Source organism: Pseudomonas sp. SMN5, from assembly GCF_052041925.1.
Taxonomy (GTDB): Bacteria; Pseudomonadota; Gammaproteobacteria; order Pseudomonadales; family Pseudomonadaceae; genus Aquipseudomonas.
In genome coordinates, this window is the sequence record NZ_JBKGGX010000006.1 from 20945 (window position 1) to 35696 (window position 14752).

General features: G+C 63.7%; 12 protein-coding genes. 1 reads left to right on the forward strand and 11 read right to left on the reverse strand.

All coding sequences use genetic code 11. The features are described 5' to 3' along the window. Positions 1–105: 105 nt before the first annotated feature. From ACLEJR_RS07730 to ACLEJR_RS07780, 11 genes are all read right to left on the reverse strand, one after another. Positions 106–822 (reverse strand): TetR/AcrR family transcriptional regulator, encoded by a 717-nt coding sequence (locus ACLEJR_RS07730; protein ID WP_440791265.1) that lies wholly within the window; start codon positions 820–822, stop codon positions 106–108. A gap of 101 nt (positions 823–923) precedes the next feature. After that, entirely contained in the window at positions 924–2426 is a 1503-nt protein-coding gene (gene lysS / locus ACLEJR_RS07735) for a lysine--tRNA ligase (RefSeq protein ID WP_440791267.1), read from the reverse strand. A 109-nt stretch (positions 2427–2535) separates the two neighbouring features. Continuing rightward, positions 2536–3631 (reverse strand): peptide chain release factor 2 gene (gene prfB, locus ACLEJR_RS07740; RefSeq protein WP_440791269.1). Its coding sequence is split into 2 segments (ribosomal slippage): positions 2536–3558 and positions 3560–3631, totalling 1095 coding nucleotides; the frame shifts between segments, so codons are not numbered across the junction. Positions 3632–3937: 306 nt separating this feature from the next. Then, on the reverse strand, positions 3938–4939 hold the full coding sequence (locus ACLEJR_RS07745; RefSeq protein WP_440813129.1) for a diguanylate cyclase domain-containing protein: 1002 nt from the start codon (positions 4937–4939) through the stop codon (positions 3938–3940). A 44-nt stretch (positions 4940–4983) separates the two neighbouring features. Then, the gene (locus tag ACLEJR_RS07750) at positions 4984–5994 is read right to left on the reverse strand and encodes a chemotaxis response regulator protein-glutamate methylesterase (RefSeq protein ID WP_440813130.1); all 1011 of its coding nucleotides are present in this window, start codon (positions 5992–5994) and stop codon (positions 4984–4986) included. Beyond that, entirely contained in the window at positions 5991–8270 is a 2280-nt protein-coding gene (locus ACLEJR_RS07755) for a hybrid sensor histidine kinase/response regulator (protein WP_440791275.1), read from the reverse strand. Before ACLEJR_RS07755 ends, ACLEJR_RS07750 begins: the two co-directional genes overlap by 4 nt. Further along, entirely contained in the window at positions 8267–8938 is a 672-nt protein-coding gene (locus ACLEJR_RS07760) for a chemotaxis protein CheW (protein WP_440791277.1), read from the reverse strand. The genes ACLEJR_RS07755 and ACLEJR_RS07760 overlap by 4 nt, the downstream gene beginning before the upstream one ends. Further along, positions 8935–10206 (reverse strand): CheR family methyltransferase, encoded by a 1272-nt coding sequence (locus ACLEJR_RS07765; protein ID WP_440791279.1) that lies wholly within the window; start codon positions 10204–10206, stop codon positions 8935–8937. The genes ACLEJR_RS07760 and ACLEJR_RS07765 overlap by 4 nt, the downstream gene beginning before the upstream one ends. Then, positions 10203–10739 carry a chemotaxis protein CheW gene (locus ACLEJR_RS07770; RefSeq protein WP_440791281.1) on the reverse strand — a complete coding sequence of 179 codons (537 nt, stop codon included), beginning with the start codon at positions 10737–10739 and terminating at the stop codon, positions 10203–10205. Before ACLEJR_RS07770 ends, ACLEJR_RS07765 begins: the two co-directional genes overlap by 4 nt. Continuing rightward, positions 10739–12361 (reverse strand): methyl-accepting chemotaxis protein, encoded by a 1623-nt coding sequence (locus tag ACLEJR_RS07775; protein ID WP_440791283.1) that lies wholly within the window; start codon positions 12359–12361, stop codon positions 10739–10741. Before ACLEJR_RS07775 ends, ACLEJR_RS07770 begins: the two co-directional genes overlap by 1 nt. Before the next feature lie 252 nt (positions 12362–12613). Further along, positions 12614–13333: a tellurite resistance TerB family protein gene (locus tag ACLEJR_RS07780; RefSeq protein ID WP_440791285.1), complete on the reverse strand. Its 720-nt coding sequence runs from the start codon at positions 13331–13333 to the stop codon at positions 12614–12616. Between the two features lie 195 nt (positions 13334–13528). Between ACLEJR_RS07780 and ydcS the strand changes: the two genes are divergently transcribed. Next, entirely contained in the window at positions 13529–14680 is a 1152-nt protein-coding gene (gene ydcS / locus ACLEJR_RS07785) for a putative ABC transporter substrate-binding protein YdcS (protein WP_440813132.1), read from the forward strand. The last annotated feature ends 72 nt before the right edge of the window (positions 14681–14752 follow it).

The window sequence follows — 14752 nt, forward strand, 5'->3', positions numbered from 1 at the left end:
TTGCTCCCGCTGGGCTGCGCAGCGGCCCCATTTTGTGAGTGCTGCGCACTCAAGCGGGAGCAAGCTCCCTCGCCACAAGACAATGGTGCCCCCCCAAAAATGGGTTTACACCGACGCCAATACCAGGTGCATGTAGCGGGTCAGGATGCCGAGCATGTCTTCATCGGCCACCGGCTCGGCGCCATTGAGCAAGCCTTGATATTCCATCCGACCGATAATCGCCGTCAACACTTTGGCATCCTGTTGCGGATCGCGCGAGCCCAGTACCTGGAAAATCTGACAGGTACCTTGCAGCAGGATCTGCTGATGGGAACGCACCAGTTCAGCCAGCCGGGGGTTAAGGAGTGCCTCCTGGCGAAAGGCTTGCTCGGCCATCAGGTACTCACGACGGGTATGCAGCTGGTGTTGCACGTAATCGGCGGCCAGGCGCGCCATATCGTCCGCCAGTTGTGAGCGGGACTCGGCGCTGCCGTCCCCGTAGGCGACCATTTCCCGCAAAAGGCCTTCCTTGTTGGTCCACAGCTTGGCCATGAACGCGGCACTGCGCTCCACATACTGGGCGAAGGTATCGGTGAGCAGGTCATCGATGTCCTTGAAATAGTAAGTGGTGGCCGACAGTGGCACGCCCGCTTCGGCGGCCACGGCACGATGGCGCACGGCCCGCACGCCGTCGCGCACCACGATGCGCATGGCCGCGTCGAGAATTTCCTGGCGACGCTGCTCACTGCCCTGCCGGCTGGCCTTGCGACCCTGGTACTGAACACTTTCAGCGACAGCCGTGGCGACGCCCGCTGCACCTTCTGAAGCCATTGCACGATTCACGACAGGTCTTTCCTCGCTGTTTCACAAGTAACCATTTGATACGTTTGTACCAGACAGGCAATAAAAAGCCGCCCATCGAGGCGGCTTTTTAATTGAAGCACTTACGCTTGAGGCCGCATGTGCGGGAAGAGAATGACATCCCGGATCGACGGTGAGTTGGTCAGCAACATCACCAGGCGATCGATCCCGATGCCCTCACCGGCGGTCGGCGGCATGCCGTACTCCAGGGCGCGCACGAAATCGGCGTCGTAGTGCATGGCTTCGTCATCACCCGCGTCCTTGTCGGCCACCTGGGCCATGAAGCGCTCGGCCTGGTCTTCGGCGTCGTTGAGCTCGGAGTAGGCGTTGGCGATTTCACGGCCGCCGATGAACAGCTCGAAGCGGTCGGTCACGCTCGGGTTTTCGTCGTTGCGACGGGCCAGCGGCGAAACTTCGAACGGGTATTGGGTGATGAAATGCGGCTGCTCCAGCTTGTGCTCGACCAGCTCTTCGAAAATCATCACTTGCAGCTTGCCCAGGCCTTCGAAGCCGAGCACCTTGGCGCCGGCCTTCTTGGCAATGGCCCGCGCCTTGTCGACGTCCTGCAGATCGGCGGCGGTGATGTCCGGGTTGTACTTGAGAATCGAATCGAACACCGACAGCCGCGCGAACGGCTCGCCAAAGTGGAACACCTTGTCGCCGTACGGCACGTCGGTGCTGCCGAGAACAAGCTGTGCCAGCTCGCGGAACAGTTCCTCAGTCAGATCCATGTTGTCTTTGTAATCGGCGTAGGCCTGGTAGAACTCGAGCATGGTGAACTCGGGGTTGTGCCGGGTCGAAACGCCTTCGTTACGGAAGTTGCGGTTGATCTCGAAGACCTTCTCGAAGCCACCGACCACCAGACGCTTGAGGTACAGCTCGGGCGCGATGCGCAGGAACATTTCCATGTCCAAGGCGTTGTGGTGGGTCTCGAACGGCTTGGCCGCCGCACCGCCGGGGATGGTCTGCAGCATCGGCGTCTCGACTTCGAGGAAGTCACGCTTCATCAGGAAGCTGCGGATGTGGGCAATGACCTGAGAGCGCACGCGGAACGTCTGGCGCACGTCTTCATTGACGATCAGGTCGACGTAGCGCTGGCGATAGCGCTGCTCGGTGTCGGTCAGGCCGTGGTGCTTGTCCGGCAGCGGTCGCAGGGATTTGGTCAGCAGGCGCACGCTGGTCATTTCAACGTACAGGTCGCCCTTGCCGGAACGGGCCAGGGTGCCTTCGGCGGCGATGATATCGCCCAGGTCCCAGGTCTTGACGGCGGCGAGGGTTTCTTCCGGCAGCGTCTTGCGATTGACGTAGACCTGGATGCGCCCGGTCATGTCCTGGATCACCATGAACGACCCGCGGTTGAGCATGATGCGACCGGCCACCTTGACGGGGATCGCCGCCTCGGCCAGCTCTTCCTTGGTCTTGTCCGCGTATTGCTTCTGCAACACGTCGCAATACGCGTCGCGGCGGAAATCATTCGGGAAGGCCTGGCCCTTGGCGCGCTCGGCAGCAAGCTTTTCCTTGCGCAGGGCGATCAGGGAGTTTTCTTCCTGTTGCAGGGCTTGCGGGTCGAGTTCTAGGTCGCTCATGTCTTTAAGGATTCCATCACAGGTTCGTTGCCTCCGGCCCCGGGCCGGAGTTTGCCGGCAAGCCTCGCTTCATCGTGCAAGCGTGCCCGTCCGGCGCATGGTTGTCGCGTCAAAGCCCTTGCTTGAGGCTCGCTTCCAGGTATTCGTCGATGTCGCCGTCGAGCACCTTGTCGCAGTCGCTGCGTTCGATATTGGTGCGCAGGTCCTTGATCCGCGAGGCGTCGAGCACGTACGAACGGATCTGGTGGCCCCAGCCGATGTCGGACTTGGTGTCTTCCAGGGCCTGGGACGCCGCGTTGCGCTTCTGCACTTCCTGCTCGTACAAACGGGCCCGCAACATCTTCATCGCGGTGTCTTTGTTGGCGTGCTGGGAGCGCTCGTTCTGGCAACTGACCACGGTGTTGGTCGGTACGTGGGTGATCCGTACGGCCGAGTCAGTGGTGTTGACGTGCTGGCCACCGGCGCCCGAAGAGCGGTAGGTGTCGATGCGCAGGTCCGCCGGGTTGATCTCGATTTCAATGTTGTCATCGATTTCCGGCGAAACGAACACCGCCGAGAACGAGGTGTGGCGACGGTTGCCGGAGTCGAACGGACTCTTGCGCACCAGGCGGTGCACGCCAATCTCCGTACGCAGCCAGCCAAAGGCGTATTCACCCTTGATGTGCACGGTGGCGCCCTTGATCCCGGCGACTTCACCGGCCGACAGCTCCATGATGGTCGCGTCGAAACCGCGCTTGTCGGCCCAGCGCAGGTACATGCGCAGCAGGATGTTGGCCCAGTCCTGGGCTTCGGTGCCGCCGGAGCCGGCCTGGATGTCCAGGTAGGCGTTGTTCATGTCCATCTCACCGCTGAACATGCGACGGAATTCCAGCTTGGCCAGGGACTCCTCGAGGCGCGCCAGCTCGGCGACGACATCACCGACCGCGCCTTCGTCGGCTTCTTCGACAGCCATGTCGAGCAGGTCGCGACAATCGGCCAGGCCGCTGGACAGCTCGTCCAGGGTCTCGACGATCTGCGCCAGGGCAGAACGCTCGCGGCCCAGTTCCTGGGCGTACGAAGGGTTGTTCCAGACACTCGGATCTTCAAGCTCGCGATTGACTTCGGTCAGACGCTCATGCTTTTGATCGTAGTCAAAGATACCCCCGAATAGTTTCGGAGCGCTCGGACAGGTCCTTGATGGTGTTCAGGATCGGGTTGATTTCCATGGCGGGCGGCACTCGTTGGCGAACTTTTGAAAGCCGGCGAGTATAACGTAATCAAGCGCCAGCGGCAGCCCGCCTGGCGGCTTTAGGGGCAGCAATGTGCAACCCCTGTGCAGACCGTGTGGGCACCATAGTGCAGGTGCAGTGCAGTTCCCGTGGCGAGGGTGCTTGCTCCCGCCGGGGCGCGAAGCGGCCCTGAAACCAGGCGGCGCGGTGTGTCGGGACGATTGAGTCGTCGGTTTTGGCGCTGCTGCGCAGCCCAGCGGGGATAAATCCCCTCGCCACAGAAGCATCTTCGTCCGCGAGGGGCTACTCCACCCCCACCCGATTGCGCCCATTGTGCTTGGCCATGTACAGGCCCTTGTCTGCCGCAGAAATCAGTTGCCGGTAATCACCGCCCTGCTGCGGGGTCACGGTCGAGACGCCGATACTGACGGTCAGGTACTGGCCGCCGTTCGGCGTGGCGTGGGGGATTTGCAGGGCCGCGACGCTCTGCCGGAGTTTCTCGGCCATCAGCCGTGCGCCGCCGGGCGAGGTGCTGGGCAGGACCAGGGCGAACTCCTCGCCGCCGTAGCGGGCCGGCAGGTCGGAGGGCCGGCTGCACGCCTCGCGGATGGCCGTAGCGACCTTGCGCAGGGCCTCATCCCCATCCAGGTGACCGAAGTTGTCGTTGTAGGATTTGAAGTAGTCCACGTCGATCATCAGCAGCGACAGCTGGCTCTGGTCGCGCAACGCCCGCCGCCACTCCAGCTCCAGGTATTCGTCGAAGTGCCGGCGGTTCGAGAGCCCGGTCAGGCCATCGGAGTTCATCAGGCGTTGCAGCACCAGGTTGGTGTCGAGCAGCTGCTGCTGGCTGACCCGCAGGGCGCGATAGGCCGCGTCACGCTGCAACAACATCATGTAGGAGCGCGAGTGATAGCGGATGCGCGCCACCAGCTCGATGTTGTCCGGTAACTTCACCAGGTAATCATTGGCCCCGGCCGCGAACGCCGCGCTCTTGATCAGCGGGTCTTCCTTGGTGGACAAGACAATGATCGGAATATCCCGGGTGGCCGGGTGGTTGCGGTAGTCACGCACCAGGCTCAGGCCATCGAGACCAGGCATCACCAGGTCCTGGAGAATCACCGTAGGCTTGATACGGATCGCATGGGCGACAGCCTGGTGCGGGTCGGAACAGAAATGGAAGTCGATGTTTTCCTCATCCGCCAGCCCGCGCCGCACTGCCTCGCCGATCATGGCCTGGTCGTCGACGAGCAGGACCATGGCGGCATTTTCATCGCTCTTGAATTCGTCGAGCTGTAATTCATTCATGGGACTTACCTGAGTACGGCTAGGGACAAGGCTGCCGGAGCTTGTCATTGGGTAAATATCTTCAACAGCCGTGGTGCAATATCGTCCAGGGCAAGGATATGGGTAGCGGCGTCGATAGCGGCCGCCGCTTTCGGCATGCCGTACACCGCGCTGCTGCGCTGGTCCTGGGCGATGGTCACGCAGCCTTGCTGGCGCATGAGTCTAAGCCCTTGGGCACCGTCGCGCCCCATCCCGGTGAGCAGGACGCCTACTGCGTCACCGCTCCAGAACTGGGCGACACTTTCGAAGAACACATCGATGGAGGGTCGGTAGATCTCGTTCACCGGCTCGGCGGTGTAAGCCAGGGTGCCGTCCTTCAACAAACGCAGATGGTGATTGGTCCCGGCCAGCAGCACCGTGCCGCTTTGTGGCGTCTCGCCGTGCACCGCCAGGCGAACCTTATGGCCCGACGCGCTACCCAGCCACTGCGCCATGCCGGCGGCAAACACCTCGTCCACATGCTGGACCAGCACGATGGCCGGTTCGAAGTTGCGAGGCAGTGCCTTGAGCAGCACCTCCAGCGCCGCCGGCCCGCCCGCCGATGAACCGATCGCTACCAGGCTGTTGCGCGACACGGCGCAACGCTGGGCCGCCTGAGCCGGGCGCTCATGCTTGTTGCGCTCACCGATCAACCAGCCGATGTTGGTGATCTTGCGCAGCAGCGGTGCCGCGGCGTCCTGCGGCTTGCCGACCCCGAGGGGCGGCGTATCGACGACATCCAGTGCGCCGTGGCCCATGGCCTCGAACACGCGGTGGACGTTCTGCTGACTGTCACCGGTGACGATCAAAATGGCACATGGCGTCTCGGCCATGATCCGCCGGGTGGCCTCCACCCCATCCATGATCGGCATGAACAGGTCCATCAGGATCAGGTCCGGGGTATATTCGGCGCTGCGTTGCACCGCTTCGGCGCCGTTGGCGGCCACCCAGACCAACTGGTGCGCCGGCTCGAACGCCAGGGCGCGGCGCAGGGCTTCGACCGCCAGGGGCATGTCATTGACGATGGCGATCTTCAAGCGCGGGCCCCTCCAATCAATTCGACCACGGCATCGAGCAAGGCGTCGTCGTGGAAACTCGCCTTGGCTAGATAATAGTCGGCTCCGGCGTCCAGGCCACGACGGCGATCTTCCTCGCGATCCTTGTAGGACACCACCATCACCGGCAACGATTGCAGGCGGTTGTCGCGCCGCAGCAGCGAGACCAGTTCGATACCGTCCATGCGCGGCATGTCGATGTCGGTGATCAGCAGATCGAACTCTTCCGAGCGCAAGGCGTTCCAACCGTCCATGCCGTCCACCGCCACCGCCACGTCGTAGCCGCGCCCCCGCAACAGCTTGCGTTGCAGCTCGCGTACGGTCAGCGAGTCGTCCACCACCAGGATCCGCTTGCGCGGGGCCTGGGCCTGGTTCTGCCGGGCGATGCGTTCCAGGCGCCCGGTGTCGAGCAACTTGTCCACCGAGCGCAGCAGGTCTTCGACGTCGATGATCAACACCACCGAACCGTCGTCCAGCAAGGCCCCGGCGGAAATGTCCTGGACCTTGCCCAGGCGTTCGTCCAGCGGCAGGACCACCAGGGTCCGCTCGCCGATGAACCGCTCCACCGCCACGCCGTAGATCGTCTCGCGCTCTCGGATCACCACGACCTTGAGGGTCTGGCCGCTGTTCTGGGTCGCCGGGCGATTGAGCAACTGGCTCGCCGCGACCAGCCCGACATGCCGGCCTTCGTGCCAGAAATGCTGGCGCCCCTCGACCTGGACGATATCTTCCGGGGCCAGGTCGCACATGCGCTCGATGTGGGCCAGGGGGAAGGCGTAGGCTTCACCGCCGACCTCCACCACCAGGCTGCGCACCACCGACAGCGTCAGCGGCACTTCGAGATGGAAACGACTGCCCTCGCCCGCCGTCTGCTCCAGCACCACCGCACCGCGCAACTGCCGGACCATGTGCTGGACGGCATCGAGGCCCACGCCCCGCCCCGAAACTTCGGTGACTTTGTCCCGCAGGCTGAAACCGGGCAGGAACAGGAAGGTCAGCAGCTCCTCTTCGCTCAGGCTGGCGGCGGTGTGCTCGGGAGAAAGGCCGCGCTCGACGACGCTGCGGCGGACCTTTTCCAGGTCCACGCCAGCGCCATCGTCCGCCAGCTCCAGTACCAGCAGGCCGGCCTGATGGGAGGCGCGCAGGCGAATCACGCCTTCGGCGGGCTTGCCGGCCAGCATCCGCTGTTCCGGGCTCTCGATACCATGGTCGACTGCGTTACGCAGCAGATGGGTCAGCGGCGCTTCGAGTTTTTCCAGCACGTCACGGTCGACCTGGGTTTTCTCGCCTTCGACTTCCAGGCGTACCTGTTTGCCCAGGCTGCGACCCAGGTCGCGAACCATGCGCACCTGGCCCGAGAGCACATCGGCAAACGGACGCATGCGGCAGGCCAGCGCCGTGTCATACAGCACCTGGGCACGCTGGCCGGCCTGCCAGGCGAACTCGTCCAGCTCGGCGGTCTTGTCCGTCAGCAATTGCTGGGTTTCAGCCAGCATCCGCCGGGCATCGCCAAGGGCCTCCTGGGCTTGCAGGCTCAGCGCGTGGTCCTTGAGGTGCACGTTCAGCGCTTCAAGGGCTCGCAGGCCGTTGCTTTGCTGGCGCTTGAGCCGCTGCATCGCCGCAAGCCAGGGTTGCAGGCGCTGGGTTTCCACCAGGGATTTGCTCGACAGGTCGAGCAAGCTGTTCAAGCGTTCAGCGGTGACGCGCAGGATCCGCTCGCCACTGTCGGTGACCCGCCTGTTGCGGGGGGCTGGTTCCGTTGGCGCATCGAGTGCTGCTTCAGGCACCTCGACACGCACCGGTTCGACGGGCGTCTGGATTTCCGTCGGCGCCACCGGAGTCTGCGCCACCAGGGGAACCTGCGGCGCATCCGGGTCAACCAGACGCGTCATCATCGCCACATAGGCCTCAATGTCCGGCGCGCCCACGTCGTTGCCCGGTGTAGCGATACGCGTCAGCAGGTCGGTGCCTCGCAGCAAGGCATCGATGTGTTCGGCACTCAGCACCAGGCGCCGCTGCTGGGCGCCGACCAGGCAATCTTCCATGACGTGCGCCACGCTGACCCCGGCGTCTACGCCGACGATGCGCGCCGCGCCCTTGAGCGAATGCGCCGCGCGCATGCACGATTCCAGGTATTCGGCCTGGGTCGGATCACGTTCCAGGGCCAGCAATCCGGTACTGAGCACCTGGACCTGGGCCTCGGCTTCCAGGCTGAACAGTTCCAACAGCGAGGCGTCGCGCATCTGGTCAGGGGTCATGACAGGCTCCGGGCCACGGCGGCGAGCAACTGTTCCTCGTCCAGCCAGCGCAGGCTGCGCCCCTTGTAGGGCAGTACGCCGCGGGTGTATTTGCCCGCCGATTGCGAAGCACTCGCCAGGATCCGCTCGTCGATGGCATGGATACCGTCCACTTCGTCCACCGGCACCACCACCGGCCCGCCCTTGGCGGCGACAATCAACATGCGCGGCATGATCCTTGCGCCGGCCTGCACCGCCGCGCCGGGTTCCAGATCCAGCAATTCCACCAGCGACAGGCAGGCCACCAGGGCGCCGCGCACGTTCGCCACGCCCAGCAAGGCTCGCGAGCGCTGGTGGGACAAGGAGTGGATCGGCTGCAACGGCGCCACTTCCACCAGGCTGCGAGTGGTCAGGCCCAACCACTCCTCGCCAAGGCGAAACATCAACAGCGAACGCGTGACAATCTCGCTGTCCGGCGCAGCGCGGGCCGGTTGCCGATCCTCTTGCTGCAAGGCATAGCGGTCCAGCAGCCGGGTCGCGGCAGCCGAATACACCGAGCAGTTGCGGCAATGGATATGCTCGGCCAGCAATGGGCAGGATTTGTCGCCGTGCACCCCGATGCGGTTCCAGCAATCGTCGATGACCTGGGCCTCATCGTGGGTGACCTTGTAAGGAGCCGAACCGCTCATCGTTTACGCTCACTGTCTGTCGCGCGCCCGCTGCGGGCAGCGCGATCCTGCAATCGACGGGCTCCGGCCGCGTCTCCCTGAGAAGCCAGCAGCGCCGCCAGATGCACCAGGGCCTCGGCATGCTGCGGTTCGAGATAAAGTGCCTTGCGATAAAAGCCCTGGGCTTCAAGCGCACTGCCGGCCATGTCGCTGAGCAGCCCCAGCCAGTAGAACACCTGGGCCTTGGGTTCGTGGTTGCGCAGGTAGTGCTCGCAGGCGGCGCGGGCCTCGGCGCTCTTGCCACTGTTGGCCAGGGCGGTAATCTGCGCCAGCAAGGTCGCGGCGTCGCTGCCCTTGGGCACGGCGATCGGCGCGGTACTGGTGGCAAACGGGCGGGGCCGGACCGGCGCCGGAACGACCCGGGCCGCAGGCTGGCGAACCGGCAACGGCGTCGGCATCAACGCCGGCTGTGGCTGAGGCTGCGATTCGGGCACACCCTGGCGGCTGAAGGCGAACGACTGGGCCACCCCGATCGAGCGCATGCCCAGGCGGCCCAGCAAACTGCCTTCGGCGGGGCCGATGAACAACACGCCGTCCTGATGCGTCAGGCGCTTGAGCACTTCGAACACCTGCTGCTGAGTCGGTTGGTCGAAATAGATCAGCAGGTTGCGACAGAACACGAAATCGTAGGGCGCTTCGTTCGCCAGCAAGGCCGGATCCAACAGGTTCCCCACCTGCAAACGGACCTGTTCCCGCACCCGCTCGCTGAGGCGATAGCCCTCGTTTTCGGCGGTGAAATGCCGTTCGCGGAACACCAGGTCTGCGCCACGGAAGGAGTTCCTGCCATACAGTGCCTGCCGCGCACGCTCCACCGACGCGGGGCTGACGTCCAGCCCGTCCACCTTGAATTGATGGGCCCCAAGGCCTGCGTCAAGCAGCGCCATGGCAATGGAATAAGGCTCTTCACCGGTGGAACACGGCAGACTGAGGATGCGCAAGGCTCGCAGGTGCCTGATCTCGGCGAGGCGCTTGAGCGCCAGCCTGGCGAGGGTCGCAAAGGATTCCGGATAGCGGAAGAACCAGGTCTCCGGGACGATCACCGCCTCGATCAGCGCCTGTTGTTCCTGTGCGGAATGTTGCAGGCACTGCCAATAATCATCGGCGGACCGTCCGGGCACGGCAGCGGTACGCTGGCGCAACGCCCGCTCGATGATAGCGGTGCCGACGGACGTTACATCCAGGCCGATGCGCTCCTTGAGAAAATCGAAAAAACGCTGGTCGTTGTTCATGTCAGGTCCTCGAAATCATCGAGGTTCAGCGCAGGCGTAGGGAACAACATGGCGCGGACCGACTCGTCCAGCAGGTCGTTGACCCGCACCCATTGCAGCAATCCTTGAGCATCTTCGCGCACCGGGCCGAGATACGGCGCTTGGCGGTTTTCCAGGCCATAGGGCTGAAAATCCGCCGGGTCACAGCGCAACGTGTCGGTGGCTTGTTCGAGGATCAGCCCCAACACTCGCGCCGTTGGCTCGACGTCGGGTCGATAGTTGACCAGCACCAGGCGCGTGCTGGTACGGGCCTCGGCGCGCCGCCCGAACGTCAAGGCACAGAGGTCGATCACCGGTACTACGGTCCCGCGCCAGGCAAACACACCCGCCACCCAGGACGGCGCTCGGGCAATGGGCTTGAGGGACAGGCGCGGCAACACCTCCACGACATCGGTGGCCTGCAGGGCATAGCGTTCGCCGCCGATGCAGAACACCAGGAACAACGCCTGGCGGGCCGCCGGCGCCGCACCGCGCCTGGTCTCTGATTCGCCCATCAGATTTTGAAACGCGAGACGCCGCTGCGCAGCCCTACGGCCACCTGGCTCAGCTCGTCGATGGCGGAACTGGCCTGGCGCAGCGACTCCACCGTCTGGCTGCTGGCATCGCCCAGTTGCACCAGGGCATGGTTGATCTGCTCGGCGCCGGTGGCCTGGGCCTGCATGCCCTCGTTGACCATCAGCACCCGCGGTGCAAGGGCCTGGACCTGATGGATGATCTGCGACAGTTGCTCGCCCACCTGCTGCACTTCGGCCATGCCCCGGCGCACCTCTTCGGAGAACTTGTCCATGCCCATTACGCCGGCCGAAACGGCGGACTGGATCTCACGGACCATTTGCTCGATGTCATAGGTTGCCACGGCCGTCTGGTCAGCCAGCCGCCGCACTTGCGTGGCGACCACGGCGAAACCGCGTCCGTATTCACCAGCCTTCTCGGCTTCGATGGCGGCGTTGAGCGACAGCAGATTGGTCTGGTCAGCCACCTTGACGATGGTGGTCACCACCTGGTTGATGTTGCCGGCCTTCTCGTTGAGGATCGCCAGCTTGGCGTTCACCAGGTCGGCGGCGCCCATCACCGAGTGCATGGTTTCCTCCATCCGCGCCAGGCCTTGCTGGCCGGAGCCGGCAGCTACCGAGGCCTGGTCGGCGGCAGTGGACACTTCGGTCATGGTGCGCACCAGGTCCCGAGAAGTGGCGGCGATTTCCCTGGAGGTCGCGCCGATCTCGGTAGTGGTGGCGGCGGTTTCGGTGGCCGTGGCCTGTTGCTCGCGGGAAGTGGCGGCGATCTCGGTCACCGAGGTGGTGACCTGCACCGAGGAACGCTGGGCCTGGGAGACCAGCGCCGTCAGCTCGGTCATCATGTCGTTGAAACCGGTCTCCACCGCGCCGAATTCGTCCTTGCGCGCCAGGTTCAGGCGCCCGCTCAGGTCGCCCGTGCGCATGACTTCGAGGATCTCGACGATGCGATTCATCGGCGCCATGATCGCGCGCATCAACAGCAAGCCGCAGAGCAAAGCGATGACCAGTGCGACGAGAAACGACAGGCCCATGGCGACCTTGGCCGCGGTGACAGCATCGCCGATGGTCTCGGTCGCGCTTTGCGCCAGTTCACGGTTGCGCTCGATGATGTGATTCAAGTGCGTGCGCCCGCCAATCCAGGCCGGCGTCAGCTCCTTCTCCAGTGCCTGCCGCGCTCCTTCGTAGTCCTTGCGCTGGTACAGATCCAAGACCTTCGCCATGGCCAGGTTGAACGCTTGGTGCTGGGCCTCGAACTCATCGAAGGAGGCCTGGTCGGCAGGGTTCTGGATCAGCTTCTGATAGTTCTGTATTTCTTCGCGCAGGTGCCGCTCGAAGCCCTGGTAGCGGGCCGTGTCGTCGGCGGTGATTTCCCGGTTCCCCGAAAGACCGACGATCTGCTGGGTCAAGACATAGCTGTCGACCCAACCGCCGCGAATCATGGAGCTGTAATAGACCCCCGGCACCGCATCGGCCCGTACCTTTTCTTCGCTTTCCTGGATTTTCAGCAACCGTGAATAGGAGACCACCACCATCAGCAGCATGATGGCGATGATGACTGCAAAACTCGCCAGGATGCGTTGGCGCAACGTCCAGTTCTTCACAGTAAAACCTCAGGCCTTTGAAATGGTGGGGAGTATAGCCGAGGGTTGCGTGGGGTCTGTATGGCGGTAGCGGGGAATTTTTGACTCAATAATCACCCCAAAACTGCAACCACAGGTATTGGCGCCAACACACAACCCCTGCTCGCGATAGCGGTGGGCCAGTCAATGCATCGTTGGCTGCCACACCGCTATCGCGAGCAGGCTCGCTCCCACAGGGGATAATGTTCGCCCGAAGATCGATGAAATCTGGCCTTACACAGCCGCCTCGCGCACCTGCTTCTCCAACTCAGCCTTCAACCCCGGCTCCAGCTTGAGCTGGCGTGCCAGTTCATCGAGGTAGGATTTCTCCATGAAGTTCTCCTCGTCTACCAGCATCACGCTGGCGATGTACATTTCCGCCGCGATTTCCGGCGTGCCGGCGGCGCGCGCGACGTCGGTGGGATCCAGGGGCTTGTTGAGTTCGGCGTGCAGCCAGTGTTGCAGTTCCTGGTCGTTGTCGAGCTTGGTAAATTCGCCTTCGATCAACTGCCGCTCGCGCTCGTCCACGTGGCCGTCGGCCTTGGCTGCCGCCACCAGCGCCTTGAGAATCGCCTGGCTGTGCTGTTCGACCTGCGCCGGCGGAACGCGGTCCAGTGTCTGCGGTTCGGTTAGCGGTGCCTTGCCCTGTTGGGCCTGCCAGTTACCGTAGGCCTTGTAGGCGATGACGCCCAGGGCCGCCAGGCCACCATAGGCCAGGGCCTTGCCGCCAAAGTTGCGGGCCTTCTTGTTGCCCAACAGCAGGCCCATGGCCCCGGCGGCCAGCGCCTTGCCGCCTGCGCCGGAGAGCATGCCGCCCAGGCCGCCAGCGTTACCGGAGCCACCGAGTAACCCGCCCAAGCCCCCGGATGACTTGCCCTGTGCGCCGCCCGCCTTGTTCTGCAGCAGTTCCTGGCCGGACTTGAGTAGCTGATCGAGCAATCCACGAGTGTTCATTTGAAACCTCCACACATTCGGGTCAAGCGAACCATTAAGGCCACCAGCCTAGATCGAAAGTGCCCGGCAGCCGCGACGAGTTTGCTTCCAGATGTTGCCTGGATAAAGAACAGCACTACGCTGTTAGCAGGCCTCTATGGCCGTTCGTACCGTCGCGCCCCTGCCCCGACCACCATTAAAGCAAGAGGGATTTCCATGTACGCGCACAAGACCGCATTGCCCGGCGCAATCACCATGGCGCTGCTGACCAGCGTCAGCCTCCAGGCCGCCGAACCGCTCAAGGCCGTCGGCGCCGGCGAAGGCCAGTTGGACATCGTCGCCTGGCCGGGCTACATCGAGCGAGGCGAAAGCGACAAGGCCTATGATTGGGTCACTGGTTTCGAGAAGGCCAGCGGCTGCAAGGTCAATGTGAAAACCGCCGCGACGTCCGACGAGATGGTCAGCCTGATGACCAAGGGCGGCTACGACCTGGTGACCGCCTCGGGTGATGCCTCCCTGCGCCTGATCGCCGGCAAGCGCGTGCAACCGATCAATACCGCGCTGATCCCCAACTGGAAAAACCTCGACTCACGCCTCAAGGATGCACCGTGGTACGTGGTCGGCCAGCAAACCTACGGCACCCCGTACCAGTGGGGCCCGAACGTGCTGATGTACAACACCGAGGTGTTCAAGCAACCGCCCACCAGCTGGAGCGTGGTGTTCAGTCCCCAGTCATTGCCCGACGGCAAGCCGAACAAGGGACGCGTACAGGCCTACGATGGGCCGATCTACATCGCCGACGCGGCGCTATACCTCAAGACGGCCAGGCCCGAACTGGGCATCAAGGACCCGTACCAGCTCGACGAAGCACAGTACAAGGCGGTGCTGGAGTTATTGCGGGCCCAGCAACCGTTGATCCACCGCTATTGGCACGACACCACCGTGCAGATGAGCGATTTCAAGAATGAAGGCGTGGTGGCGTCCGGCGCCTGGCCGTATCAGGTCAATGGCCTGGTGAACGAAAAACAGCCGATCGCCTCGACCATTCCCAAGGAAGGCGCCACCGGCTGGGCCGACACCACCATGCTGCACGCCGAAGCCAAGCACCCCAACTGCGCGTACAAGTGGATGGACTGGTCGTTGCAACCCAAGGTCCAGGGCGACGTCGCCGCGTGGTTCGGCTCCTTGCCCGCCGTGCCTGCGGCGTGCGAGGGCAGCGAGCTGCTGGGTGCCGAAGGTTGCAAGACCAACGGTTTCGACCAGTTCGACAAGATCGCCTTCTGGAAAACCCCGCAGGCCGAGGGTGGCAAGTTCGTGCCTTACAGCCGCTGGACCCAGGATTACATTGCGATCATGGGTGGGCGGTAGGCACCGCGCCAAACCCTGTGGCGAGGGAGTTTGCTCCCTCGCCACGGGTTGGGTTCCAACAACTGCTACCTA